Source organism: Calothrix sp. CBUCES-K 9914 (genome assembly GCF_059640475.1).
The window spans coordinates 1-26,283 of record NZ_JBXXZH010000068.1 but is presented as its reverse complement, the minus strand read 5'-3'; the positions used below and the strand labels follow the sequence as shown (position 1 = coordinate 26,283).

Below are 26,283 nucleotides of genomic sequence, written 5' to 3'. Positions count from 1 at the left end.
ACTGCCAGCTATGGGTAGCTTGAAAACCATAAGAAAGAAGTTTGTTTAGTTTGAAATCTTCTGTTGAATTGAGGCGGGATAGTTATAGAATTAGAGTCAGTTACAAATGTCACATTTAGCTAGTTTTATTATCCAATTTTAAAGCATACTAATCCAGATTATTACCACAGAGGCGCAGAGGTGACAGAGAAAGAAAAAAGATACATCTGTAAGTGGCACCCCAATATTGTCAACAAATGTAGCGACTAAGCGTCTTATGGTTTTTTGGTGGTAATTAGCGAAAGGCGGTGGTTTCGCTATGCCTATTCGTGAAGGCAAAGCACAAGAAATCTACATCGTTACCTCTGGTGAAATGATGGCGATGTATGCTGCTAACAACATTGCTCGTGGTATTTTGAAATATGCTCACTCCGGTGGTGTACGTTTAGGTGGTTTGATTTGTAACAGCCGTAAAGTTGACCGTGAAGCTGAATTGATTGAAAACTTAGCTGAACGTCTCAACACCCAAATGATTCACTTCGTACCTCGCGACAATATCGTTCAACACGCTGAATTGCGTCGTATGACTGTTAACGAGTACGCACCAGACAGCAACCAATCTCAAGAATACCGCGCGTTAGCTACGAAGATTATCAACAACGACAAACTTACCATTCCTACACCTATGGAAATGGACGACCTCGAAGCGCTGTTGATTGAATACGGTATTCTTGATGACGATACCAAGCACGCAGAAATCATCGGTAAGCCTGCTGAAGCAACCAAATAATTGACAGTGTAGGAAAGAAAAGGAGGTAGGGAAGATTTAAGGAACATACAATCCTTTCCCCTTCCCCTTTTCCCCTCTCACCAAAGACGCACTTATCTCCACATCTAACTGTTAAATAGTAACTGAGGCAAGATATGACACCTCCTGACAAGAATATTGTAGAAGAACATCAGAAGCTTATTGAGGAAGTTCTCGAAGCTTACCCTGAGAAATCTAAGAAAAAACGCGCGAAACACCTCAACGTTCACGAAGAAGGCAAGTCTGATTGCGGCGTTAAGTCTAACATTAAGTCTGTTCCTGGTGTAATGACCGCGCGTGGATGTGCTTACGCAGGTTCCAAAGGGGTGGTATGGGGACCAATCAAAGACATGGTCCACATTAGCCACGGTCCTGTAGGTTGCGGTTACTGGTCATGGTCTGGTCGTCGTAACTACTATGTAGGTCAAACTGGTATCAATAGCTTTGGTACTATGCACTTTACCTCCGACTTCCAAGAACGTGATATCGTATTTGGTGGTGACAAAAAACTCATCAAAATCATCCACGAAATCGACGAACTCTTCCCCCTCAACAAAGGTATTTCGATTCAATCTGAATGTCCTATCGGTTTAATTGGGGATGACATCGAAGCTGTAGCGAAGAAGACCTCGAAAGAAATCGGTAAACCCGTAATTCCACTTCGCTGTGAAGGTTTCCGTGGTGTTTCGCAATCTTTAGGACACCACATTGCTAACGACGCTATCCGTGACTGGGTATTCCCTCACTTCGACAAAGCTAAGAAAGAAAACACACTCGACTTTGAACCAGGTCCTTACGACGTTGCATTAATCGGGGATTATAACATCGGGGGTGACGCTTGGGCAAGCCGCATGTTACTCGAAGAAATGGGATTGCGTGTTGTGGCCCAGTGGTCTGGCGATGGAACGATTAACGAACTTATCCAAGGACCTGCTGCTAAGTTAGTTTTAATCCACTGCTACCGCTCGATGAATTACATCTGCCGTAGTTTGGAAGAAACCTATGGCTTGCCTTGGATGGAATTTAACTTCTTCGGTCCCACTAAGATTGCTGCATCGCTTCGTGAAATTGCTGCTAAGTTTGATGACAAAATCCAAGCAAATGCTGAGAAAGTTATCGCTAAGTATCAGCCTATCATGGACGCGGTTCTTCAGAAGTATCGCCCTCGTCTCGAAGGCAACACCGTAATGCTTTATGTCGGTGGTTTACGTCCTCGTCACGTTGTCCCTGCATTTGAAGACATCGGGATCAAGGTTATTGGTACAGGTTACGAATTCGCACACAGCGATGACTACAAACGTACTACTAGCTATATCGACAATGCGACCATCATTTATGATGATGTTACCGCATATGAGTTCGAGGAGTTTGTGAAAGCTAAGAAACCTGATTTGATTGCTTCTGGTATTAAAGAGAAGTATGTTTTCCAAAAAATGGGACTACCCTTCCGCCAAATGCACTCCTGGGATTACTCCGGTCCTTATCACGGTTACGACGGTTTCGCAATCTTCGCGCGCGACATGGACTTAGCACTCAACAGCCCAACCTGGGGATTAATTCACACTCCTTGGAAAAAAGCTGAAGCCACTGCAAAAGCTGCTTAATTAATAGTTAGAGTTGCCTGGGGTTTTAACCCTAGGGAAGGGTTGAGAGTTAAGAGCGGGAGTGAGGAGTTAAGAGTTAACAGCTAATTTCTTATCTCTAACTCCTAACTCCTCCTAACTCCGTATCACTCATAACTCTTAACTCTTAACTCTTAACTAAACCTTTACCAACCATTACGCTACAAAAGAGATAAAGAAAATGCCTCAGAATCCGGAAAGAATCGTCGATCACCTAGAGCTATTCAAGCAAGAAGAATACACTAAGCTCTTTAAGAACAAGCACGAACAGTTTGAAGGCGCCCACCCAGCAGAAGAAGTAGAACGTGTTTCTGAGTGGACAAAAGGTTGGGAATACCGTGAAAAGAACTTTGCTCGTGAAGCATTGACCGTTAACCCAGCTAAAGGTTGTCAACCAGTAGGCGCCATGTTCGCTGCACTAGGTATTGAAGGAACTCTTCCTTTCGTTCAAGGTTCTCAGGGTTGTGTAGCGTATTTCCGTACACACCTTAGCCGTCACTACAAAGAACCTTGCTCGGCAGTTTCTTCTTCGATGACCGAAGACGCGGCAGTATTCGGTGGTTTGAACAACATGATTGAAGGTTTGGAAGTTTCTTACAAACTTTACAAGCCCAAAATGATCGCTGTTTGCACCACCTGTATGGCGGAAGTTATTGGAGACGACCTTGGCGCCTTTATTTCCAACGCTAAAGGTGCAGGTGCTGTACCCGAAGATTTACCAATTCCTTTTGCTCATACTCCTAGCTTCGTTGGTTCACACACCACTGGCTACGACAACATGATGAAGGGTATTCTTCTTAACCTTACTGAAGGTAAGAAGAAGAGCAGCAGCAACGGTAAAGTTAATATTATCTCTGGTTTTGATACCTATGTAGGTAACAACCGTGAAGTTAAGCATATGCTTGACTTGATGGGAGTTGAGCATACCATTGTTTCCGACACTAGCGACTACTTCGATGCACCTAACGATGGTGAGTACCAAATGTACCCAGGTGGTACAAAGATTGAAGATGTAGCTGATACCATCAACGCGAAAGCAACTGTTTGTTTACAACGCTACACCACACAGAAAACTCGCGAGTACATTGAGAAAACCTGGAAGCAAGAAACAAAAGTTCTTCGTCCTTTCGGTGTTAAGGGTACTGACGAATTCTTGATGGCTATATCAGAAATTACTGGTAAGTCCATACCTAAAGAGTTGGAAGTTGAACGCGGTCGCTTAGTTGACGCGATGACTGACTCTTATGCGTGGATTCACGGTAAGAAATTCGCTATCTATGGTGACCCTGACCTCATCTACAGCGTAACTTCATTCTTGCTCGAAATGGGCGCCGAACCTGTTCACATCCTTTGCAACAACGGTGACCAAGAATTTAAGGCTGAAATGGAAGAAATGCTCAAAGCTAGCCCATTCGGTCAAGGCGCCACTGTTTGGATTCAAAAAGACTTGTGGCACTTCCGTTCACTATTGTGTTGGCTATCAAGCAACGATTTGTTCGAGTTCTTCGAGGTGTTGTGTATTTAGAAGGCTTTCTTCCTCATTTAAATCCTGATCAGAACTAGACTGAGCTTGCTGTTCTTTTACTGTTGTTATTTGTTGATTAATTATTGGTAATGCTTTACCTTGACTAATTGCTTTTTTTAATAATTCAAATCGTTCTGGTTCTTCAATTCGACGCAAAAGTTGTAAGGTATAACGACTAATTATAACTTCATTGCTCAAATCGAAAATGTCATTATTATATTCATCTTCTTGACTCAACAAGAATTCTTCGCTGGCATCAAACAAAGCTTCCACAACCGAGGGAATGGCATTTACAGGAATTTCTTGAACGGTGGTTTCAAGCTGTTCTAGAAAAATGCTAGTTTGTGCCATACCTTCAGTACGTTTTTGCTTAACAAGTTCTATTAGATTTTCTTTAAACCTTTCTGTATCGTAAGTCAAAGCAAGCATAGCTTTTATTTGAGTGTTAGATAATTCATATGCTGACAATGCTAAACGGAAGTAGATTGGAAATATTTCTAAACTACACACACGTAGTTGTTGGCGCCATTCAGACTCTTTCTCATCTAGAGAACTATGACTCCAAACAGATTTTAATTTTGGAAAAAGCTGCATGAGTAGATTTTGTACAGGCTGCTTGTCTTCAGGGGGTAATTGAGCAATCCAGGTATTAAGTAAATTTTTCAATCCATCTGTGGAAGTATCAACCTTACCTGCGAAAGCATAAGGATTTTGGGGGATTATATCATATATAGCTGGGCAAAAGATTCGCAAACACTCAATAGCAATAAAATCAATTGGATTGACTTCGCCTTTTACTGCTGGATATGTAACGGTTAAAGTGTTAGTTAAACGAGTAATGGCGGGTATTTTATTAATAAAATGGTCTATCCCTTGGAAGTAAATACTACTCCAGTGTGTTTGATTAAACTGTTCTTTTGCTATATTGGTAAATACTCTATTAAGTTTTTTAAAAAACAGCTTGCGAAGTAAGGTTTTACTTGGAGTAGGTAACTCAAACTCAGCTTGAATAATTTGTTTTAAGTATGATTCTTTAGATACTGCTTGTGTTTCTGTAATTGTTTCCATTACAGCTTCTTTATTAAAGACTAGAACATAGACAACGTTGGAGAAATTTGGAATTGCTTTAAAAATCCGAAATAGCTGCTTGATATCCTCACCAGGTAACCTATCTATATCATCAACTGTTACAACTATTCGTCTATCTTGCTTCGCGAGCGTCTTTTCTACTTCTTCTTTAAACTGCGAAGCTTCCTTCTCTTTATCATCTAATAATGTTACTAATGCCTTGCCAGTTTGAGCATAAGGTAAAGGAATATCTGAAATAACTTGGGCAAAATCAGCCAGTGTCTTTCTTATACCCCTTGGCACGGCTTTTTCTTTGCTTAAAACGTTTTGTAATTGCTCAAAAAATCGCCTTGTAATATTTTGGTGTCCAGAAAATAGCCAGGGATTAAAAGGAACAATAATTGGTTGTTCGTCTTCTGGCTTTTGTTGAAGATAATGAACTAAAAAGTTTAATAATGTAGACTTACCAGAGTTCCAAGAGCCGTAAATTCCAATTATGAAACCTTCAGGAAAGTTCATTTTACAAATGCTGTCTGCTAGATACTTTGCAAAGCTGGCATGACCTAGCAAGTCATTTTCTGGATTGACTAAGGAGCTGTCTGTTGATATATCGTTAATATCGGTAGTATACGTCATAACACTTTTATTATTTACAAACAGAAGCCCGGTCATAAGCAATAAACCGGGCTTCTATCATTCTATGTGTAAGTATTAATTCGGTTCAATTGAAACAGAAAAATTTTCCGTTCAATCAAAATTAAATACTACTTAGCAGCAGCGGCTTCGCGTTCTTTGGTTTCTTTAATTACGGTCTCTGCTACGTTGGCAGGACATGGCGCGTAATGAGAGAATTCCATCGAAAACTGACCGCGACCAGAAGTCATGGTACGTAAGTCACCAATGTAGCCAAACATTTCGCTCAATGGTACATCCGCTTTAATACGGGCGCCAGTAGGGCCTGTTTCTTGGGATTTAATGAGTCCACGACGACGGTTTAGGTCACCAATTGCATCACCCATATAATCTTCAGGTGTAAACACATCGACTTTCATGATGGGTTCAAGCAACTGAGGAGAAGCTTTAGGCAAGGTTTGACGATAAGCAGCTTTAGCAGCGATTTCAAACGCAATAGCTGATGAGTCAACAGGGTGGAAACCACCATCAACCAAGGTAAATTTCAAATCTACGCAAGGGAATCCTGCTAATACACCTTTATCGATACTGCTTGCAAAACCTTTTTGAACTGCAGGCCAGTATTCTCTAGGTACGCTACCACCAGTTACCTTGGTCTCAAATTGGAAACCACTACCAGGTTCACCGGGTTCAACAATGTAATCGATTTTAGCGTATTGACCGGAACCACCAGATTGTTTCTTGTGGACGTAGCCATCTTCGACGCGCTTAGTCACAGACTCACGGTAAGCAACTTGAGGTTTACCAACTTCGACTTCAACACCGTGAGTACGTCTGAGAATGTCAACTTTAATATCCAAATGTAGCTCACCCATCCCCTTGATGATGGTTTCGCCACTTTCGGAATCAGTTTCAACGCGGAATGATGGGTCTTCCTGTACCATTTTACCGAGTGCAATCCCCATTTTTTCGGAGGTACCTTTCTTGGTAGGTGTCACCGAGATGGAAATAACTGGCTCTGGGAACACCATTGGTTCCAAGGTTGCGGGAGCTTTGGGGTCGCAAAGGGTATGTCCGGTTTGGACGTTTTTCATCCCTACAATGGCTACAATGTCCCCAGCTTGAGCGGAATCAATTTCTTGACGGTCGTTAGCGTGCATCTCAACCAAACGGCTAATACGTTCGGTTTTACCTGTTGCGGTATTGAGAATTGTATCACCCTTGTTTAATACACCAGAGTATAGACGGGTAAAGGTGAGGGCGCCAAAGCGGTCATCCATAATTTTAAACGCCAGTGCCCGTAACGGTTTCGCTGGGTCTACAATAGCAAATTCGCCAGTTTCGTTACCTTCTAAATCTACTTCTGGTTGTGGTTTTACTTCTGTTGGGTTGGGCAAGTAGTCAACAACAGCATCGAGTACTAACTGCACACCTTTGTTTTTAAACGAAGAACCGCAATAGGTGGGGAAGAAGGAAAGATTAATAGTGCCCTTACGAATGCAACGCTTAATTTCTTCAATGGAAAGTTCTTCGCCTTCTAAATATTTTTCCATCAATGTGTCGTCTTGCTCGACAGCTGTCTCAATCAGCATCTCGCGGTACTTTTCGACATCATCTTTCATTTCGGCGGGAACTTCTTTGATTTGATAGTTCATTGGGTCGCCGGAATCATCCCATATCCATGCTTTACGGGTTAATAAATCTACCACGCCTACAAAATCGTTCTCTGTACCAATTGGTAGTACCATCACCAACGGTTTCGCTGCTAGGACATCATTAATTTGCTTAACAACTCGGTAAAAGTCGGCGCCAATACGGTCAAGTTTGTTAATGTAAACGACGCGAGCGACCTTAGAGTCATTGGCATAACGCCAGTTGGTTTCAGACTGAGGTTCAACACCACCACTAGCGCAAAATACACCAACACCACCATCAAGCACTTTCAGCGAACGATAAACTTCAATGGTAAAGTCAACGTGTCCAGGGGTATCAATAATATTGAATTGGTGATCGTTCCAAAAACAGGTGGTTGCAGCAGATTGAATTGTAATGCCTCGCTCTTGTTCTTGTTCCATGAAGTCGGTCGTCGCCGCACCTTCATGCACCTCACCAATTTTGTGGATTTTTCCTGTCAGTTTCAGGATTCTTTCTGTTGTGGTGGTTTTACCAGCGTCTACGTGGGCGAAGATACCGATATTTCGATAACGAGTGAGGTCTTTCATGTTTTAACTAACTACTAGAAACCGTTGGCGAATAGCTCTAAAATGGCACTATAGAATTAACCAGAATTGCCTTCGAGCGCCAGCAAGGGCTGGATTTCTCTAACATAGAACACCGGAAGTTGCCCTGATGTTTTAGAAAACTTAATAATTACACAATGATTATAAGCTAACCTGTGCTATGCAGGTTGATTCGGGCACAAAAAAGCTAAGACTTTAATTTAAATGGCATGGTTATTAGTTTCCCATAGGGCGGAAGTATTTATGTCTCGGATTAAGTTAGCACAAATTTTCTTTCTTGTGGGCTTTTTATGCTATAGATACGAGGCACCTCTTGTTGAATAGTAAGCTCTTAATCCATACAACAAAGGCAATTACATTCTCTCCAGTAAAATTAATTACACCAATATCTCTTTTTACGTATTTATATTGTCTAATATTCGCATTTTCATTAACAGGTTAAGTATCAACAATAACTTATTCTTACTCTCTGTGCCCTCTGTGTATCTGTGGTAAAATAACTTACCCGCATAAGTCAGTATTACAAAATCAGCCAAAATCAGCCACATCCAGAATTACAAACAGCATAAAAGCAACATGGTGTATATATATTGTAGTCCTGGTTGTGGCTGTTGTGTTGGGATCTTTATTTGATCACTTGGTCTAACAGTTTTCGTGCGGGTTGTGCTTTTGCTAGTGCTGCTTGATGGTCACTGTAAGAGCGAACAAGGCGAGATAGACCGCTGACACCTGCCTTAAGTAGCTCTAGGTCTTCTCCAGCAAGCATTTCTCCATCAAGCATTCGCCCAATTAAAGGTTTAATATCGCCTACTTCTTGACGAGCTTTTTGGAGTTTTTCTAACGCACTTAGTAAAGCCTTAAGTGAGTTTAAGATATCGTCAATATCCTGGGTGCCTTCAGAGAGTTCAGATTCATCTTGAACTGGCGCCAGGTCGTCTGCGTCTGAAACAGAGGGTAGCTCAGTAGCAGATGTTTCACTTTTTGTCCCATTAGTCCGTGCCATCAACACTTCCTCTAGCAATTTTCCTTAGTTTATCGTTTTATAGGGGTAAAATCTCCAACCGTATGGGTGTAAAACATGTGCGTTACTAACAGAACTTTTTGAAATCGCAGTTATTGTTAGAGAAGCGATAACAATAACTATGAAACGTGAAACCCTAGCTGAATTAGTAGCTCGGACTGTAATTGAGTTTGAAAAGCGCTCTGCACAGCTACAACAAGCCTCACAGACACAACATAAACCCAAACGTCGTAGGTCTGCTGCTTAATCTTTGATCCCCCCAACCCCCCTTATTAAGGGGGGCTAAGATTTGTTTGCGTACAGTGCTAAGATTTGTTTGCGTACAGTGTTAAAATTTGTATTCTTTCTTGTTCCCCCCTTATTAAGGGGGGCTAGGGGGGATCAATTCTAGAAAAACAACGGATAACTGATTTGTTAAAACAATTCGTATTCTGATAATCATACTTATTCTATAAGATAAACTATCCGTTACATCCGTTATATCCGTTGCCAAGTATTATGGTGTCTAGTCGTTTGCAATCGTTCTTACTGTTGCTGGTTTTGGCGCCCTTGAGTGGATTTGCGGTTGAGCCGAATAATAGTTTGTCACAATCTGTGGCACAAACGATTAGTGCTGGCAAGAATCAAGCTGATAAGCTGATAAAAGAAGGTGAAGAATTACGCGATAGAAATCAGTTACAAGCAGCTTTGAAAAAGTTCTTAGAAGCGTTAAATATTTCGCGTCAAAATAAGAACCTAGCAGGTGAGGATAAAGCGCTTAATAATATTGGTAATGCATATGCTGATTTGAATCAAACGCAGCAAGCTATTAGTTATTATCAACAGGTTGTTAAGTTGCGAAAGCTACAGACAATACTGATTTAGAAACGCGAATATTGTCTAATATTGGACTTACTTATCGAGATAGCAGCGATACTCAACACAAAACCATCAATAGGAGAAGAAGCCACTAAGACAAAAGTAAAACAACTAAAAGTGTAGTTGTTTCCTTATGGAGTGTAGACGACGTATCAACCAAACTATTAATGACCGAATTTTATCGGCAAATGTAGAAAACACCCGATAAAGGCGCCGTGCTTCGTCAAGCCATGCTAACCATGATGAAACAATACCCCAACCCCGAACACTGGGCTGCTTTTACTTTAATAGGAGAATCAATATAATAATTGGGGCAAAACGTTTTCCTTCATGATGCCTAACACCCTAGAAGGGTGAGGCTACACAAACAAAGCCTGCCTACGCAGGCTAAAAATACAAGTGCAAATTATAATCAAAACACTTATTTATTTGTCATGAGTCGTGAACGTAAACGAAGTTTTCCCGCAGGGTAGCATCTTATCAATTTTAAACATACATTACAATTCCATGATTATAAAAACACTAACAAAACAAGACGCTGAAGATTACCGTCAAATCAGATTAGAAGCCTTATATAATAACCCAGACTCATATGGCACAATGTATCAAGAAGAAGCAACCAAGACAATAGATGACTTTAGAGATAAAATACCAGTAGATAACAACTTTATATTAGGCTGCTATGAAAATAAAAAACTAATTGCGATATTAGCATTTCATCAAGAATCAAGAATAAAAACAAAGCATAAAGCCTACATACGTAGCATGTACGTCAAACCAGAATATCGGCGCCAAGGAATAGGAGAGCTACTGCTAAACGAATTAATCGAAAAAGCAAAAGCTACAAACGAGATAGAAATACTATTACTAGATGTCGTCACAAATAACGTACCAGCAAAACAATTGTATCTATCATTTGGCTTTAAAATATATGGAATCGAAAAAATGGGGTACAAATTCAATAATCAATATTTTGATATAGAGTACATGCTTCTGCAAATTAAATGATAGAATTTAAGGTCATCGCAACAAGCATTCCACAGCTTTTTGAACGTATATTACAAGCTGAAGGCAAGTACTATTTCGATTCTCCTGATTTTACACCAGATTGTGTATTTGAAAATTGAAAATATTTTAGTCTCTTGAGGGACTTCCAACAATTTAATTCTCCATCTTGTGGAATGGGCATCCTTGCCCGTTCCAAGTATCGGCGCCACTCCACAAGGTCCCCAACTTATATCTTGCACTTTGATTGTTGCATGTAATATTAATTACAAAATTTATAACTACGCTCCTACCCGCATAGGGTTAAAACCCATATGCTAATAGCTTAAGTCCATTAAAATGGACTGGAGAATAATGTAGTATTAATCACATTTTATTCTGAAATCAGGAATTAGTACGTAGAGGTGCAAGATATCAGCCTCCGACTGGCGCCCCAAGCGCTCCAGTAAAATATAAAACTAGCACATTGTTTGGAACCCTTACTATATATCGATTGTTTAAATGTGCAAGTTAGAAGCGTCCGACTGGTGGCGTTCGCCACCCGTTACTTATGCAGAGAAACTTTTATAATAGAGTTACCCTGGCAGCTAAAACCGGATTAACGCTCTTTGTTCTTAAGCCTGCTTAGGAGCGTGGTTCTGGGTATCAATGGTTACTATATTGGTGAAGTAGCAATGCTACTATCCCGGTCAGAAGAATGTTTTAAATTAGACCAACCCAGGCCAGGGTATTTATTAGTATTTGGTTTAGAGTTGAAATTGACTCTAGCCTGTTTTGTTATGCCACCAAATTTTAAATTGGCGCAAATTTTCACGATTTTCGGCGTTTTCAGCTTCTACTGGTGGTGGAAAAAGTTTCTCAGAAGCTAGCGGTAAGCGCTTGCTTGGCTTATTTACAATCAAACTATACCAAAATTATTAGGCACAGGAAACGGTATTAACTTGAATGTCTACATTAAGATTTTTACGAAGAACATTTATAATGCTAGTCAAATTATCCATAGTAGGATTACCTTTTGCCGATAGCATTCTATGAAGGCTTTTGCTAGGTTTAGATGTTTGATTAGCAAGCTCTTCAAAACCTACAGTTGCATTTACAATATCTCTTAGTATAAGCCTCGCGGTTTCTGGTTCACCATTTAAAAACAATAAAATCGCTTCATTTAATAATGCTGTTGCAAATGCTGAATCTTTCTGAAGTCGTGCATTGACTGTTTCTTTAGAATCTCTTGTTAATGTCATACTTGCTACCTATCCTTTTTATTTTTTCCCTTAGTTTCCTTTTCTTATTCTTTGCTAACTTTTTTACGCGTGCTTTTGCACTCCTGATACAATTGCTTTACTTGTTCAACATCAGATTGGTGACTTTTCTTTATCCCACCACTTATATTTACATATTATAGTAACTTATATGTTACCATACATCAAGTCCTGTTGTTGTGCAAGGGATGCTTGACCTACCAAAACTTAGGAAAGCGATTATTTTTAGGAGTTAGAATTTGCCTACACGAGACCAATCGGATACTGCCATATTCTTATGTCAGTTATTATCTAATTTATTTCAACCGATACAAGTGTTCCGTTACGACCAGAAATTGAAAACGATTTACATTCAAGCTGGGACAGGTGACGAAATTGCGCTCATAATAGAAGAAAATGGGAATTGAGAGTTTGTCGTATGATGCCAAATCTGTCTCAAATGACTTTTGCTGAATTAAAGCGGTATTTATCTGAACATAGAAATGACCAAGAAGCTTTTCGGGCAGGATTAGAGGTGTTGATGAGCCGCCGTAATCCTGCAAACCTCCAACCTTCTCCTTTTGAGCTTGCTAACCCAGAAAGTGAGGTAGAAGCTATTTTGAAAGAAAAACTAAAGCAAGTTGAGTAGTATTGGTAGGTTAGTGGTGCGTCATTGCCTTTGTTTAAAGCCAGGACTTGTTTTAGATGGTAACATTCACCTGATAGCACCCTACTTTATACTTGTGTGTTAGAAGTGCATTACTTCTCGTTTATTTTTAGCTTGTGGATGATTTAACTTTGCTTAAATTGCCAGAAATGGCTGATATTTGGCAGCAAACCCTTAATTGGCAACCTGACGCTCAACAACAATTACTGTTTCAGCAGTTGTATGAGTTAATACTTATTGGCAACAAACAACTTAACCTTACCCGTATCACCGACCCTCAAGAGTTTTGGGAAAAACATTTATGGGATTCATTACGGGGAATTAAGCAATTTTTAGGAGCAAATAAAAAGTTAACTGTAATTGACATAGGCACAGGCGCCGGATTTCCTGGTATTCCTACTGCAATCACAGTAGTAAATTGTACTGTCGATTTACTCGATTCAACTCATAAAAAGGTTACTTTTCTCGAAAAAACAGCAGCCGAATTAAATTTAAGCAATGTTAGAACAATTACAGGTAGGGCAGAAGAAATCGGTCAACAACGTACTTATCGTGGAAAGTATGATGTAGCTTTAATTAGAGCAGTTGCAGGTGCGACAGTTTGCGCTGAGTATAGTTTACCTTTGCTCAAACAAAATGGTTTAGCTGTTATTTATCGCGGAACTTGGGCGCCAGAAGAAAAGCTTGCTTTAGAAAATGCAGTTGAAGAACTAGGCGGTGTAATTGAAAACATAGAAGAATTTACAACACCATTGACAAACAGTATTCGTCACTGTATTCACTTACGGAAAGTCTCACAAACACCTGCAAAATATCCGCGTGCGGTAGGAGTACCAACACAACGTCCACTTTAAACAAGCTTGAATTAATAGCAAGACTTACGCTCTAGGCAGATAAAAACGTAGGGTGCGTGACGCTCGGTATAATTTTGAAACGAAGCGCACCAACTTGTAGCGTCACGCTCCGAAGCCAATAAAGTAACTAAATTCCAATTATCCTCTCCTACCTCATCACGTGTTGCTAGCCTCCGAGTATCCTCAGCTCAACGTTTGATATTGTCACACAAACGTTTATCTTCTGCCCTGACCTCGGTGTTATTTTCCAGGTAGCCCCGTATTAATTTACATCCTCGTACCAGTAAGTCATCTAAATCGAGATTCCACAAAATTATCGTATTGTCCCAAGATACGGAAGCAAGGGTTTTGCCATCCGGGCTATAGCTGACGCTAGTAACCGAGCTTGTATGTCCTTTGAGTTCGAGGGTTTTAATTTCCTTTCCACTATTGATGTCCCAAAGTTTCACCTTTCTGCCGCCTGCGGAAGCAAGGGTTTTGCCATCCGGGCTATAGCTGACGCTATCAACAATGCCTGTATGCCCTTTAAGGGTTTTAATTTGAAATTCGTCTACCACCTCACGCAATGTAGATATAGCTGACATCTGGGTTTCCCCTCCTATCCAAGGTTTCCAAATGCTTCCTCTGAGCATTTTTCCACCTTTAATTGCTTCCGCTAATGCTGCCTCATGGTCATTAGCTTCAAAATATTTTTCCGCACTGCTACTCAATTTACCGATTACAGCATCGGTTCTACTAAAATCACTAAACCCCGCAAACCCAGAAATCACCACCAAAGCACAAACCAACCCAGCAATAATACCCCTCCGCAACCTCTGTTTCTGCTTCCTCTCCCGCTCCCGCAATGCCACACTCTTCTCAATAAACCATCGCTGCGGTTTACTTACCTCCGCAGCCCGTTGCTGCAACCAATCCTCTGCCACAGCTAAAGTCGCACCCCGCAATAAAGCCCCATCATCCTGCTGACTCTCCACCCACTGCTGCAACGCAACTATCAAACCCTGTTGCCAAATGCGAAACTTGCGGTTCTCCTGCATCCAACCCCGCAACCGTCCCCAATGGCGAATCAAAGCCTCGTGGATGACTTCCACTGTTTCCTCATTTCTCAACTCATCCCGATTCGTCACTACTAACCGCTTGTCAGCCAACTGCGTCACCAAATCCCAATTTTTTTCCCCCACTTCTTCCCGCGTTGCCAACCTGCGGGTATCTTCCGTACCTTCCCCCGGTTGCACCAACTGAATAAACACCCGTTGCGCTGTTTCCCGTTCCCCCTTACCTAATTCTGCATAAATCATCTCCGCATAATTCGCCAGTGCTTTCTCCACACCGCCAATATTTTTATAAGCTTGATGAGTCAAATTTCCAGCATACTGTTGTTTCCACAACTGACTCAAGGTAAACTCCAGCAACGGCAGGTGCCCATCCCCATCTTGGATATCATTAATAATAGTGTTGTTCAAACCCTCCTCAAATTCAAAACCCAATCTCTTCGCAGGTAGGATAATAGCTGCTTCCAACTCCTCCCGATTCATCCGCACCACAGGTTCTAATTGATACGATTTTAACGCCCGCCCAAACGGTTCGTAATCATCCAACGCTCTCGATAGAAAATCTGCCCTAATGGTAATTAATAACCTAAAAAACGGCGCCTTTTCCACAGCATAAAGCAAATTATCAAGAAAAATTCTCCGTTCCTCAGCATCAGTACACAGAGTATAAATTTCCTCAAATTGGTCGGCTATTAATAAGATTCGTGGTGATGGAGAAGAGAGGGGTGTGAGATAGGTGATGAAATTTTCTAGAGTTGTGCGAGTGTGCTGCAAATTCACATCCAATTCCAACTCAGCCAAACGTCGCTTATCTTCTGGTAAATCCAATGCCGAAATTAACGCCACAGCCAAAGATTGAAACGGATTTTTTCCTGGACGAAAGGATAAAATCTGCCAATTATGAATAGTATCCCCGCGCAACTGGGGAATTAACCCAGCAAATACTAGCGATGATTTACCACTTCCAGAGGCGCCAATTAAAGCCACTAATAGCTTATTATTAACCGCAGCGACCAACCCAGCAGTTGCAGATTCCCTACCAAAAAAATACTCCGCATTCTCTTCCTTAAACGCACTTAAACCTTGATAGGGACAAAAAGAAATTATTCCCATACTTTGCCAAGTTGGAGGTGTTTCCGTTTGATTTTGGACAATTACAGGAAGCCAACTAGCACAGGGAAATTCCGATTCCAACTTTTGCAACTCAATCCGCGCATTTCTCACAGATATATATAGGGATTTCCCACCAGTAAACTCTTGCAGAAAATACTTTAAAAACTCCTGTGCGACTATATCGGGTACAGCTTTACGCATTACAATTACCTGGGGAATATACAATTGTTCTAACTCATACGCAATCCCCAAACCATCGCAGGAATTAAAAAATGCAATTTGCAATCGTTTTTGTATCGCAACTTGTAAAGCATCCCGCAATTCTGCCATCGTCAAACTATCATGATTATTTATATAAATTCTTCCCTCCATTTCTTTGGTTTCGGAATGTCCAGAGAAAAACAACATATCCCAACCAATCTCATTTTGTAGGCAACGATTTAATTCCTCCCTCGACGGTTGATTTAATAAAACCAGTTCTGCATTTTCACCACAGAAACTCTGTAAATATCGCCTATCTGCATCAACATTAATATTTGAACTATCTCCCAAAATAATCAATATCCGAATCTTCTCTCGATAAGCTCGTTCTCTCCGTTCCGCATTCGGGGAACTTAAAGCCACTTCTACCAATGAGAAACTAGCTAAAACATCCCACAAATGCCAGGGTAACTGACGTAATTCATGGCAAGAAGTGGTAATAATTATTCTGATTTCATCGTTGGGATTTAAGTCTTGTAGGGAATTGACAATTTGGCTAAAAGATAATGCGCTTAACCATTCATTGAAATGACTAAGTAAATTAATCGATTCTAGCGTACATTCGGTTCTACCGTACTTAGCGTGCTAATTTTTGATTAAAGTAGATAACTTTCCTTTAAAATCGAGGCTTCCAGTCGCTTATAGTCGCGCATTTTATCCATAATACTGAATTGATATCAAAAATGACTGTAATAAAAGCCTGGTAAGAGTTTTAAGCTAATTTTTCAAATGATTTAGCACGTTAAGTACGCAAGAGCCATTTCTTTTGAATTTTCAGATTTATCTTTTTCTAGAGAATTAAGCTTAACAACCAAAGCAACGGAAGTATCATTTAAGTGCAACCCGATATCAACTTTTTTGCACCGGATAATGCTGAAACTTAACTCCCGTTGACTAAATACCTCTTCGATACTTTGCCAGCCTTCATGTAAATACTCCTTTCATCCATTCTTTACTTTTGGCGGGATGCTGCTGTGCTGCATAGACTAGCTCACGCAACTGCAAGTCCAATTCATCACCCATCGACATCTCCTGTCGCACCTCGAAAACTTGGTATTGTGTTGTCATCATAGATACATAAATACTTTAGGGCAAATGGTCAATACAATTTGTAATACCCGCAGAGCGGGAAGCTACGTAATTAATGCCCAAGCGATAGCAACCGACTGAGATAAAACGGTAAAATATCCCGTACATGGACTTTTATCAACACATGGTAATTCTCCTTAACCTCTTTAAACCCTTCTACGAACGAGGTGGAGAGTATTTACGCAGTTTTGGGAAAATTTTTGAAAATTACTTCTGTAGTATGAGGTTACAGGAGAATCGGAACGAGGCGCCTCCCGTTTAAGATTGTTTGCGAATGTACGAACAAGCGGCACCCTGCTTCTTGAAATGCACTATGGGGTAGGCACTATTGGCGCCATTAGCGTCAAGTTAAGCTAAAACTTACTACGTCAATAAGTATTTATGCTTAAAAATAAGGTTTTAAACCTCAATTTAAACTATTGACTGATAATTTAGCTTTGTGCTGGGTGCATGAAGGACGACACTATAAAAAATTGACTTCATTTGTTGCTTGCCATCAAAAAATTTTAGATGACTTCTCACGGAGTTTTGGGATTACTACCGAGAATTACTGGCTTATAGAGAGTCCCCTTCTCTTGAGATGAAACTTAAGCTTGAGTCTAAATTTTGGAAAATTTTCGGTACTGAAACTGGTTACAAGCAGTTGGATGAACGAAAACGATTAACGGCAGCAAAAGTATCTGAGTTGCTATTGGTCTTAGAATACCCTGAACTACATACAAGTCAACAACTCAGTACCCTTTATTTTGGGTACGCTCAATTGTACTGCATGAAAATTTCTGCGATTGTTGGTGCCGTGTGGTCGGGTAGTGCTGTTAAAAGTACATTATTACATTATTGCTATGGTCGTTTGTATTTTTTGTTGTTAGTTAATATAGATAGTTCTTCCACTTTGTAATCAAAACGGTAGCGTACCGAAGTTAAAACGTACTCTCGCGCACTGGTGACAAGAAACATACGTATTTAAAGCCGCGTTCTGTGACGCTGCAGGCGCCTTGCGCCCGCATGGCTTAAGTTATTTGTATGAATAATAAATTTATTAAACAATACTGATAATTACTACTTGCCCCAACTTTTTGAGCCGATACTGTAACATTCCTAAACTACTTTTAACCATCCAAATACTTGCTCAACTATTAAACTAAGTGTTAAGAATTGTGGTACGGGTAAACGATCACTACCAGTATACTCTACAGGTTCTTGTCCCGGAACAAAGCCCAAAATTAACCTCTCATCTGGGTCTATTAACCAACCTAAGTGGCAACCGTATTTGAGGCAATGTAAAATATTACTAATTACTTTAGTCGTTCGTTGCTCAGGAGAAAGAATTTCTACTGTCCAGTCAGGAACAATATTAAAGGTATTGGATACCTCACCATTTATATCAAAAGGAATTCGTTCCCAAACAAACACACTCGCATCAGGCACAATAGAACGATTCCCAAATGTACAGCGCAATTCTGGAAATGCTAGAGCGATTTTCGGCGCCTCAGCAATGTGATTAACCGTGTTACAAAACTTCAACTGTAAACGCGAATGCTTACCTTGGGGCATAGGTTTTTGATAGATGCGACCTTCGATAAACTCCGATGCAGGTTTTGTTTCTGGCAGCTTGAGAAATTCTTCTAAAGTGGTAGGCGCCGCTATTGTCATAGTGATAAACGTCTTTGCCTTTAATCCTTATCTATATTATCACTAGTAACATGCAGAAAGCTATAAAAGATTACTTTTCTTTATTTATCATTATATGGGTATTTATGGAGCTTCGTTTAAATTGCAAATCATGTAATTGTGGGAGTACATCCGACAATTTGCATCAAGGCGCCGCGCTTTCTTCTGATATATAACCATTGCTCCCAATTGGTCTTTCCACATCCAACCAGACTGGTCTAAGTAAGTTTTTAAGCCAGAGAACGACTTAACTAATAATCTCTGTTGATTAGAACCGACTGTAGAAACATTGGCACGGGTTAGCTCCATAAAGATAGCTGCTTTGATAATTTCTGGAGTGTCTTTCTCTTGATTTATAGCTGTAGCAAAAGATAATAAAAACATTAATATACTACTACTTGAAACCAATATAAAACCTTTAAGTATAAGTAAACGATAATTTTGAAATTTCATCTAACAATCCTAATTTATTGAACTGTAATCAAAGACGATAACTTCGTTAATTTTTATCCTGATGTTAAATATAAAGATGTTAGAACGCTATATATAAAAGATGTAAGAGGCAGGCGAGGACGCCTGCTCCACAAGAACAAAGAACAAAGAACAAGAGGATTTTTTAGTCTTCTGCCCAGGTTTTTAGCTGTAAATATACTAGTACTAAGGTGATTGCTAGTAATACGGTTGCGGCTGCTGCTGCGTAACCGAAGTCAAATTGAGCAAATGCTTCTTGGTAAATGTAAAAAACGAGTAGGTTTGTGGAGTTGAGAGGTCCACCACCTGTCATTACATATACTTGTTCAAAGCTTCGCAGGGTAAAGATGACTGTTGTAATGATTACAAATATTACTGTTGGTCGTAAACCTGGTAGTGTAACATGCCAAAATTGTTGCCAAGCATTGGCGCCATCTAGTTCGGCTGCTTCGTAACGACTCGGTGGAATTGTTTGCAGTCCTGATAGAAAGACTACCATGTTAAAGCCTAGTTGTTTCCATATGCTCAGAATAATTAATACTGGCATCGCCCAAAACGTATCTCCTAACCAGGGTATTGGCGCCACACCAAAATTACTCAAAAAACCATTTACTGGTCCATCGGTTTGAAATAGCCAGCGAAAACCTAGACCAGCGGCAACTAGTGAAACTATCGAGGGTAAAAAATAAGTTGTTCGTAAAATACCGCGAAGTGCCATATTGCGGTTGAGTAATGCCGCAAGTCCGAGAGGAATAACTAAGCTAGGTATAACAGTTGCGATTGTAAAATAAAGAGTATTGCCTATAACTTGCCAAAAATCAGGGTTGAGTGCTAAACGTAAGTAATTTCTTAGACCCACCCAGTAACTACCGCGCGACGTAAAACTACCTGCCGTAAAGCTGAGAATGAATAAATATATGATGGGATAAATGATAAATAACCCCAGCAATATCAATGCAGGCGCCAGAAATATCCATGCAGCTACCACATCATTGTCTAAAAGATGCGCTTTCGTATTGGGTGAGGTTATGATAGAACGGTTTGTAGGTGTTTCCATACTCAGTCAAAAATTTTACTTAATTTTTTAATATTTTCCGCAAACAGTTTTTAGGTATTAAATAGATGCGTCAATTATATTCTGTTGCTTTATTGCTGACATTATCTAGCACAAGCATAATTGTTCCAAATTTGGTAAAAGCATCATACGCGCAAAATACTCCAGGCGCCAACCAGCAGAACCAGAAGCTTTTAGGGTCATGGGAAGCAAAGCAAGAAGGCATTGAGCTAACTTTTATTTTTGCCCCAGACGGCAAACTCTTTATCATGGCGCCACCAGCCGATAATCAGCGGCGTACTGCGGCAGAACTACAGTATAAAGTAAACGCTGCAAATTCCCCAATGCACCTTGATGTCATCCTGCCAAGAAAAAATCAACCAGTACAAACAATTTTTGAATATACCGCCGATGGTAAAATGCGGATACAGTTAGAAGGAACTGACCCAGGAGTACCAAGACCATCTCAGTTTAAAAACAACGGCACAATTTTTTCAAAAATTTCAGATTCGACAGCATTACCAGAAGGTGTAGAGTTAGTATCTGCTTCAAATTCCCAGCAAGCACCACCAGTAGGCGTGTTTGTAACAGCTACTCCCAAAAAAGCTAATTCGCCAAGCTATACAGGCGCCGTCTTTGCAACAAAAGTTAATGGCGAACCAATCACAATCTCTGGTATTTGTCAAACAACCAAGCCAACTACAAAACCATCAGCAATGCCAACATTATCTTCAACCACGAATCAAATAACTTGTCCTACTGATTCAAAATCTATACCATAATGTATGGTGGGCACTGCCCACCCGACTCATACCACAATGAATCAAATACTTGAAGTTAAACCAACACGGAAAGTAAAACCAGGACTATAAATACGGTTAACTCGCTCGTATTGTTCACCGAGTAAGTTCTCTAGATAAAACGTTAAACCCAAGTTTCGAGTAACAGGTATACGAGTACTCAAGTCTAGGTTAAAATAAGACGGAACAAAATCTGTATTCCTATCCCCAGGCACCGTATATAATGCCCGACGGGCGCCGCTGTTATAAGTAGCATACAAATTAGCTTGCCATCCATTTTTTTCAAACCCAACACCAGCTTGAAGTAAAGAATAAGGAATTAAGCCTAACTGTAAACCTTGGTCTGCACCTGTTTTGACTTGAGCATCAGTATAAGTATAGTTGACAAAAGTTGACCAATTACGCGCGACTCTCATCCTGAGTGCAGCTTCAAAACCATTCGTGTCAACTAAACCAATATTTTGCCATTGTCCTTGAATGACACTAAGAGAATTATCGATACTACTACCGAAATAAGTAAATTGCCCGATAATATCTTTAGTAAAATTAACATCAACTCCCGCAGTCCAAGACGTACCTGTTTCAGGTTCTAAATTAGGATTAGGCAACCAACCGTGTACCGTATCATACGTATATAACTGGTCTAAACCTGGGTTACGCTGTCCATAAGCCAAGCTACCACGCACAGCAATATTTGGTGAAATAGCATATCTTAATCCTGCACTCGGATTAAAATAGCTTCCAAACTTAGAGTCAAAGCTTTGTCGTAAACCTACATCAACAAGAAAATTACTACTAATATTAAAAGTATTAACAGCAAATAACGCTGTATTAAATATACCTCTATCCTCAGTTTGATTCAAAGCTATTCGACTGGGTAACGTACTGTCAGCAAGACTATTTAAATCGGTATTTTGTACATCTAAACCCCAACGAAGTTGATTATTTGATGCAACTTGCCATTCATGTTCAACTCTACCTGTAAACTGCTGCGTGTCTAAAGTTCCTGTGCGGTAAAATGTTCCTGTTGGTCCATAAGTATTAAAATAATCTCGGTTATAACCAAACGTAGTAGTTAAATTAGACCCCTTAGCTAACTGTGATTTCCAAGATAAACCAATATCTAATCCATCGTGGTCTAATCTATCTCGCTGTAATGGGAAACCGAAATATACAAGACCGCGACGACTACTTAAAACTTTTACGTCTAAGTTAACAGTGTTTTTCTTATCCAAATCTACAGCAAGGCTACCAAAATAACTACTAGTAGCAGTATCCGCATTGAATAAATTACCGCTTGCATCACGGTTTGCGGCGCCTACAGGAACCTTGTAGCGGTTATCAATAAAGAAGTGTTCAAAGCTTAAATTATATCTAACATTCTGACTACCACCGCTATAAGAAGCTTGTTGATTATTTAAATTCAGCGAACCAAATTCCACAGCAGCATTAAACTGAGGGGTAGTACTGCCTTGTTTTGTAATAATATTAACAACTCCCCCAAAACCAGAAGAACCATATAAAGATGTCGCTGTACCGCTATATAGTTCTACTCGGTCAATAGCTTCAACTGGAATACTATTTAAATCAGTGGTGCCGTGATACGTATTAATATTAGTATTAATCGGTCTACCGTTAATCAAAATCACAGTCTGATTAATCGTGGCACCTCGGTAATACGTTCCCGTATGAATATCGGCGCCGTGTCCAACATTATTAATTACAAAACCGGGCATCCGCTTCAAAACATCCGCAACACTAGTGGCGCCTTGCTTCTGAATTTCTTCCTTCTCAATAACATAAGTCGGTGTAGACTGCGGTAACGTTACCTTCTCTCCAATAGCCTCAAGATTAATATCCGAATCATCTTTTTGATTCGTATTGTCTTGATTCCTATTATCTTGATTCGTATTATTAGGTACTGGTTGCTCAGGCTTCAGTTGTGGTTGCTGACTATTAGCAGGTTCCTGAGTTAGATACTTAGCTTCTTGTGATGGCAGCTTAACTTCACTTAGATTCAGAATACCTGATTTTTGTTCAGAACTTTGAATCACATCCTCCTGCAAACCATCAACAGCAAACGCAGGTAGAGCAACCAATACACCCAACAAAGCAACCGAGTAGATATACAAATTCTTCACTATCAATTTCCTGTAGTTAGTAGTGTTTATTCGCAACGGATATAAACGCGGATAATTTATGAGTTATAAATTTCAGTATTCTTTGAGCATGAAGGAGTAAACAATAATTGTGAATTAACAACTCTTGTGGAATGGGCATCCTTGCCCGTCCCAACCTATAGTTTTTTAGTCGCAATAGCCAACTTTGCACCCGGAATTTGACGAACCTTATCCATCACCGCCACAACCTGACCATGATTAACCGCTTCATCAATATTCAAAACAACAGTCAAGCTCTGATTTGGCAACTGTTTCTTACGAACAGCATCTTCAAGCATTTGTAATTGAACTGGTTCCCTATTAATAAACAAGCTTCCAGCTTTGTCTATCGTTACCGTTACTCGCGCGGGACGCTCAGTCTTTGCAGTTGTCGCAGAAGGTAAATTAACTGGCAAACCTTCAGAACGAGTCAAAAATAACGTAGACATAATAAAAAACGTCAGTAGCGCAAATACAACATCAATCATCGGCACAATATTAATTTGGAAAGGTGTTTCAGGTTCATCTGGTAGTCGCATAAGAATTACCTCCCGTTAAATAACGACAACTGTAAAGAAGCTCCAATTGGGCGCCATACTCCTGAATATTCCCTATCTGTCGGATATACATTCCTCGAAACGTATTCGCAAAGAACAGCGTAAAAATAGCAACCACAAGACCTGAAGCAGTTGAAACCAGCGCTTCACTAATACCTGCTGTAACGAGTGCTGTTTTAGTACCTCCTACATCTCCGATATTGAGCGATGCAAACGAAGCAATCAATCCCAATACAGTACCTAATAGACCCAACAAAGGAGACAAACCGATAATTGTTTCAAAAATAGTGTTAAACCTTTTAAGTAGCGGAATTTCAGCTTGTGCTTCACCCTCCAAAGCTAAACGAAACTGTTCTGGTGTTGGGTTTTCTAAAGAAAGCGCTGACAGAAAAATACGCGCCATTGGCAAATCTAGATTCTGCTGTAACTTATCTAAGGCGCCGACAACATTATTGTGACGGTAGAGTCTTAAAACATCACGAATTACTATATTTTGACGACGACCAATTTTTGTCCAAAACCATATACGCTCAACTATTAACGCAATAGACACTACACTAAATATTAGCAGTGGGAACATCACCACACCGCCTGCTAAAAACACTTTTTGAATTTCCATTATTTTTTGCTTTTGTTATTAAAACAATCTAAAATTATTTATCTTTATATAGCTAACGATGCATAAATTGCATACACCGTAAGCGAGTATACTATTTTTTCAATTAGCGCTTCGATAAACGCACTAACTTCAAGCTACAGCCAGAATTATTAATAATTCATACTGGTAAAAAAGATTAGCGAGATTCAAAAATTATGTCAAGCTTTTGATTAAAAGTAAGTCCTGTTTTATAACAATACGTAATATGACAACACGTAAAAGATTGGTTTTTATAGTATGACGTAATGTCGTATTCGCACACTCTTACATGCAATAAACATATATGACAATACGTCAAAGATAAAAAAAGATAAAAATTTTAGTACGACATAGCGTCATATTAAAAATTAGTTGATAAATGAATAAATATTACAAACTATACTGATGTAACAGTGCTATCATACCGGGAGTAATTAAGTATAATTAGGTTAAAGCTATGATGAGCTTTTCGAGTATTGCTGTCGAGTGGCGAGAAAAAGAAGCTAGAAAATCAAAGAATTTTATAATTTATAGCTTAGGAATCTCGTCAGCATTGCATATCATAGTGCTAATATATGGTATTGGTAACTTTTTAGTGAGTAAAGCACCAGAGATTGAAAGCGAACTGATAGAAGTAGAAATCATTGAAACTCCGATTGAACTAGCCAAGCAACCAGAAAAGCAATTACCATTATCGCAATCTTCAGGTGGAGGAGGTGGTAGTGGCGGTGGTGGTGGAGGGAGACTGCCAAGTATAAATGCCCAAGGGAATACTCCCATCACTCAACCCAACTCAACGACTGCATCTACAGGAGATGAATCGGCGCCTGTAAGCAGTAACGTTGATATGGCGCCCATACTGCCCACAAAAATCAAGCCGACTGAAAAAGTAGCTTTACAAAACGTTGCAAAAGTTGAACCAAAGCCAGTAGTACAGAAGCCAGAGCTTGAAAAACCACAAGCCAAAAAACCACAACTTGAAAAACCAGCACTAATCGAAAAACCACAACTTGAAAAACCGCAAGTCGATGAATCACAGGTCGAAAAAACAGAAGTTGCTAAATTACCAGAGCCTAATGTTGTTCCCTTAGTCTCAAAACCGACACCTGAAGCTACGATAACACCTGAACCACAAGTTACCCCTTTAAATAGTACTCAGCCAACTACATCAACACAAACAAATTCAAATGTAGCTATTTCACCATTGAATACCAAAAAGTTGGCCACATTGTTGTCGCAAGCGCGCGGTAATGTTAATCCAACCAACGACAATGAAAAGCCCAAAAATACTAATGCAACTGAGGATAGTAATAAGCCTGGGACAGGAAAGAACAATTTGAATACCTCTAGTATAGACAACAGTAGAGAAAGTAGCAGTTCTCGAAGTGGTATCGGTAACGGTTTAGGTAACGGTATTGGAAAAGGTTCCGGTCTAGGGACAGGCAACGGTTCCGGTTTGGGTATTGGCAAAGGTTCCGGTTTGGGTATTGGCAACAGTTCCGGTTCGGGTGCAGGAAATGGTTCCGGTTTGGGTATTGGCAACGGTTCCGGTTCAGGTATTGGCAACGGTTCCGGTAACGGTACAGGAAATGGTTCAAGAAATGGTACAAAAAAAGAAGATAACATTAATAACAAACCACCAGAAAAAACTACCGTTGCCGCAGCCCCAAAACCACCAGACCCCACAAATAATGGTTCAAAATTAAATCCAGCAGATTGTCAAGAATGTATAATCAAGTATCCAGAAAAGTCTAAACGGCGAGGAATAGAAGGAAGTCCAGAGGTCAGCATTGATGTTGACGAAAATGGAAAGGTTATGGATGTTAAATTAAATCGATCCAGTGGCAGCCAAGAATTGGATGAAGCTTTGTTAGAGCAAGCAAGAAACTTTAAATTAAAAC

Annotated in this window: 23 protein-coding genes and 2 pseudogenes; 13 read left to right on the top strand and 12 right to left on the bottom strand. The window is 40.0% G+C overall.

What is annotated here, in order from left to right; all coding sequences use genetic code 11:
- Positions 1 to 286 precede the first annotated feature (286 nt).
- The 3 genes and pseudogenes from AC2JBO_RS17115 to nifK all read left to right on the top strand — a co-directional run.
- Positions 287 to 769 (top strand): annotated as a pseudogene (locus tag AC2JBO_RS17115) (NifH family ATP-binding protein); the annotation flags it as partial.
- 134 nt (positions 770 to 903) lie between these two features.
- Positions 904 to 2,391, top strand: a complete 1,488-nt coding sequence (gene nifD / locus AC2JBO_RS17110) for a nitrogenase molybdenum-iron protein alpha chain (RefSeq protein WP_496954855.1) — start codon at positions 904 to 906, stop codon at positions 2,389 to 2,391.
- Positions 2,392 to 2,590: 199 nt separating this feature from the next.
- Positions 2,591 to 3,934: a nitrogenase molybdenum-iron protein subunit beta gene (gene nifK / locus AC2JBO_RS17105; RefSeq protein ID WP_496954854.1), complete on the top strand. Its 1,344-nt coding sequence runs from the start codon at positions 2,591 to 2,593 to the stop codon at positions 3,932 to 3,934.
- Here the strand turns inward: nifK and AC2JBO_RS17100 are convergent.
- From AC2JBO_RS17100 to AC2JBO_RS17090, 3 genes are all read right to left on the bottom strand, one after another.
- Positions 3,890 to 5,638 carry a KAP family P-loop NTPase fold protein gene (locus AC2JBO_RS17100; RefSeq protein WP_496954853.1) on the bottom strand — a complete coding sequence of 583 codons (1,749 nt, stop codon included), beginning with the start codon at positions 5,636 to 5,638 and terminating at the stop codon, positions 3,890 to 3,892. The two genes, nifK and AC2JBO_RS17100, sit on opposite strands and share 45 nt — an antisense overlap.
- A 128-nt stretch (positions 5,639 to 5,766) precedes the next feature.
- Entirely contained in the window at positions 5,767 to 7,857 is a 2,091-nt protein-coding gene (gene fusA, locus AC2JBO_RS17095) for an elongation factor G (RefSeq protein WP_496954852.1), read from the bottom strand.
- 643 nt (positions 7,858 to 8,500) lie between these two features.
- Positions 8,501 to 8,878 carry a hypothetical protein gene (locus AC2JBO_RS17090; protein ID WP_496954851.1) on the bottom strand — a complete coding sequence of 126 codons (378 nt, stop codon included), beginning with the start codon at positions 8,876 to 8,878 and terminating at the stop codon, positions 8,501 to 8,503.
- 139 nt (positions 8,879 to 9,017) lie between these two features.
- Here AC2JBO_RS17090 and AC2JBO_RS17085 point away from each other — a divergent pair, with 139 nt between their 5' ends.
- The 4 genes and pseudogenes from AC2JBO_RS17085 (at position 9,018) to AC2JBO_RS17070 (ending at position 10,762) form a co-directional block, all read left to right on the top strand.
- On the top strand, positions 9,018 to 9,143 hold the full coding sequence (locus tag AC2JBO_RS17085) for a hypothetical protein (RefSeq protein ID WP_496954850.1): 126 nt from the start codon (positions 9,018 to 9,020) through the stop codon (positions 9,141 to 9,143).
- 251 nt (positions 9,144 to 9,394) lie between these two features.
- The gene (locus tag AC2JBO_RS17080; protein ID WP_496954849.1) at positions 9,395 to 9,760 is read left to right on the top strand and encodes a tetratricopeptide repeat protein; all 366 of its coding nucleotides are present in this window, start codon (positions 9,395 to 9,397) and stop codon (positions 9,758 to 9,760) included.
- A gap of 116 nt (positions 9,761 to 9,876) precedes the next feature.
- A pseudogene (locus AC2JBO_RS17075) lies at positions 9,877 to 9,948 on the top strand (CHAT domain-containing protein); the annotation flags it as partial.
- 313 nt (positions 9,949 to 10,261) lie between these two features.
- Positions 10,262 to 10,762 carry a GNAT family N-acetyltransferase gene (locus AC2JBO_RS17070; protein ID WP_496954848.1) on the top strand — a complete coding sequence of 167 codons (501 nt, stop codon included), beginning with the start codon at positions 10,262 to 10,264 and terminating at the stop codon, positions 10,760 to 10,762.
- A 914-nt stretch (positions 10,763 to 11,676) separates the two neighbouring features.
- On the opposite strand, the gene AC2JBO_RS17065 is transcribed toward AC2JBO_RS17070, so the two are convergent.
- Complete coding sequence (locus AC2JBO_RS17065; RefSeq protein WP_496954847.1) at positions 11,677 to 12,000, bottom strand: helix-turn-helix domain-containing transcriptional regulator; 324 nt, start codon at positions 11,998 to 12,000, stop codon at positions 11,677 to 11,679.
- 257 nt (positions 12,001 to 12,257) lie between these two features.
- On the opposite strand from AC2JBO_RS17065, the gene AC2JBO_RS17060 reads away from it, so the two are divergent.
- The 3 genes from AC2JBO_RS17060 to rsmG all read left to right on the top strand — a co-directional run bounded on the left by AC2JBO_RS17060 (position 12,258) and on the right by rsmG (position 13,518).
- Complete coding sequence (locus AC2JBO_RS17060) at positions 12,258 to 12,425, top strand: DUF6888 family protein (RefSeq protein WP_496954846.1); 168 nt, start codon at positions 12,258 to 12,260, stop codon at positions 12,423 to 12,425.
- An 11-nt stretch (positions 12,426 to 12,436) separates the two neighbouring features.
- Positions 12,437 to 12,646: a DUF6887 family protein gene (locus AC2JBO_RS17055; protein ID WP_496954845.1), complete on the top strand. Its 210-nt coding sequence runs from the start codon at positions 12,437 to 12,439 to the stop codon at positions 12,644 to 12,646.
- A gap of 134 nt (positions 12,647 to 12,780) precedes the next feature.
- Entirely contained in the window at positions 12,781 to 13,518 is a 738-nt protein-coding gene (rsmG, locus tag AC2JBO_RS17050) for a 16S rRNA (guanine(527)-N(7))-methyltransferase RsmG (RefSeq protein WP_496954844.1), read from the top strand.
- Positions 13,519 to 13,706: 188 nt separating this feature from the next.
- On the opposite strand, the gene AC2JBO_RS17045 is transcribed toward rsmG, so the two are convergent.
- Together AC2JBO_RS17045 and AC2JBO_RS17040 are read right to left on the bottom strand one after the other, a co-directional pair.
- The gene (locus tag AC2JBO_RS17045; RefSeq protein ID WP_496954866.1) at positions 13,707 to 16,385 is read right to left on the bottom strand and encodes an nSTAND1 domain-containing NTPase; all 2,679 of its coding nucleotides are present in this window, start codon (positions 16,383 to 16,385) and stop codon (positions 13,707 to 13,709) included.
- A gap of 483 nt (positions 16,386 to 16,868) precedes the next feature.
- Positions 16,869 to 17,015, bottom strand: a complete 147-nt coding sequence (locus AC2JBO_RS17040; RefSeq protein WP_496954843.1) for a hypothetical protein — start codon at positions 17,013 to 17,015, stop codon at positions 16,869 to 16,871.
- A 598-nt stretch (positions 17,016 to 17,613) separates the two neighbouring features.
- Here AC2JBO_RS17040 and AC2JBO_RS17035 point away from each other — a divergent pair.
- A complete protein-coding gene (locus AC2JBO_RS17035; protein ID WP_496954842.1) occupies positions 17,614 to 17,931 on the top strand; it encodes a hypothetical protein in 318 nt (105 codons plus the stop codon).
- Positions 17,932 to 18,131: 200 nt separating this feature from the next.
- Here the strand turns inward: AC2JBO_RS17035 and AC2JBO_RS17030 are convergent, their stop codons facing one another.
- The 3 genes from AC2JBO_RS17030 to AC2JBO_RS17020 form a co-directional block, all read right to left on the bottom strand.
- Complete coding sequence (locus AC2JBO_RS17030; protein WP_496954841.1) at positions 18,132 to 18,686, bottom strand: Uma2 family endonuclease; 555 nt, start codon at positions 18,684 to 18,686, stop codon at positions 18,132 to 18,134.
- A gap of 102 nt (positions 18,687 to 18,788) precedes the next feature.
- Complete coding sequence (locus AC2JBO_RS17025; protein WP_496954840.1) at positions 18,789 to 19,157, bottom strand: hypothetical protein; 369 nt, start codon at positions 19,155 to 19,157, stop codon at positions 18,789 to 18,791.
- A 163-nt stretch (positions 19,158 to 19,320) separates the two neighbouring features.
- On the bottom strand, positions 19,321 to 20,232 hold the full coding sequence (locus tag AC2JBO_RS17020) for a carbohydrate ABC transporter permease (RefSeq protein ID WP_496954839.1): 912 nt from the start codon (positions 20,230 to 20,232) through the stop codon (positions 19,321 to 19,323).
- A 65-nt stretch (positions 20,233 to 20,297) separates the two neighbouring features.
- Here AC2JBO_RS17020 and AC2JBO_RS17015 point away from each other — a divergent pair, with 65 nt between their 5' ends.
- Positions 20,298 to 21,011 carry a type IV pilin-like G/H family protein gene (locus AC2JBO_RS17015; RefSeq protein ID WP_496954838.1) on the top strand — a complete coding sequence of 238 codons (714 nt, stop codon included), beginning with the start codon at positions 20,298 to 20,300 and terminating at the stop codon, positions 21,009 to 21,011.
- Between the two features lie 41 nt (positions 21,012 to 21,052).
- Here the strand turns inward: AC2JBO_RS17015 and AC2JBO_RS17010 are convergent, their stop codons facing one another.
- The 3 genes from AC2JBO_RS17010 to AC2JBO_RS17000 all read right to left on the bottom strand — a co-directional run bounded on the left by AC2JBO_RS17010 (position 21,053) and on the right by AC2JBO_RS17000 (position 24,364).
- The gene (locus AC2JBO_RS17010) at positions 21,053 to 23,170 is read right to left on the bottom strand and encodes a TonB-dependent receptor plug domain-containing protein (protein WP_496954837.1); all 2,118 of its coding nucleotides are present in this window, start codon (positions 23,168 to 23,170) and stop codon (positions 21,053 to 21,055) included.
- Between the two features lie 155 nt (positions 23,171 to 23,325).
- Positions 23,326 to 23,727: an ExbD/TolR family protein gene (locus AC2JBO_RS17005; protein ID WP_496954836.1), complete on the bottom strand. Its 402-nt coding sequence runs from the start codon at positions 23,725 to 23,727 to the stop codon at positions 23,326 to 23,328.
- On the bottom strand, positions 23,711 to 24,364 hold the full coding sequence (locus tag AC2JBO_RS17000) for a MotA/TolQ/ExbB proton channel family protein (protein ID WP_496954835.1): 654 nt from the start codon (positions 24,362 to 24,364) through the stop codon (positions 23,711 to 23,713). Before AC2JBO_RS17000 ends, AC2JBO_RS17005 begins: the two co-directional genes overlap by 17 nt.
- A gap of 475 nt (positions 24,365 to 24,839) precedes the next feature.
- Here AC2JBO_RS17000 and AC2JBO_RS16995 point away from each other — a divergent pair.
- Positions 24,840 to 26,283, top strand: a 1,444-nt coding sequence (locus AC2JBO_RS16995; RefSeq protein ID WP_496954834.1) for an energy transducer TonB, incomplete at its 3' end; no start/stop codon positions are given.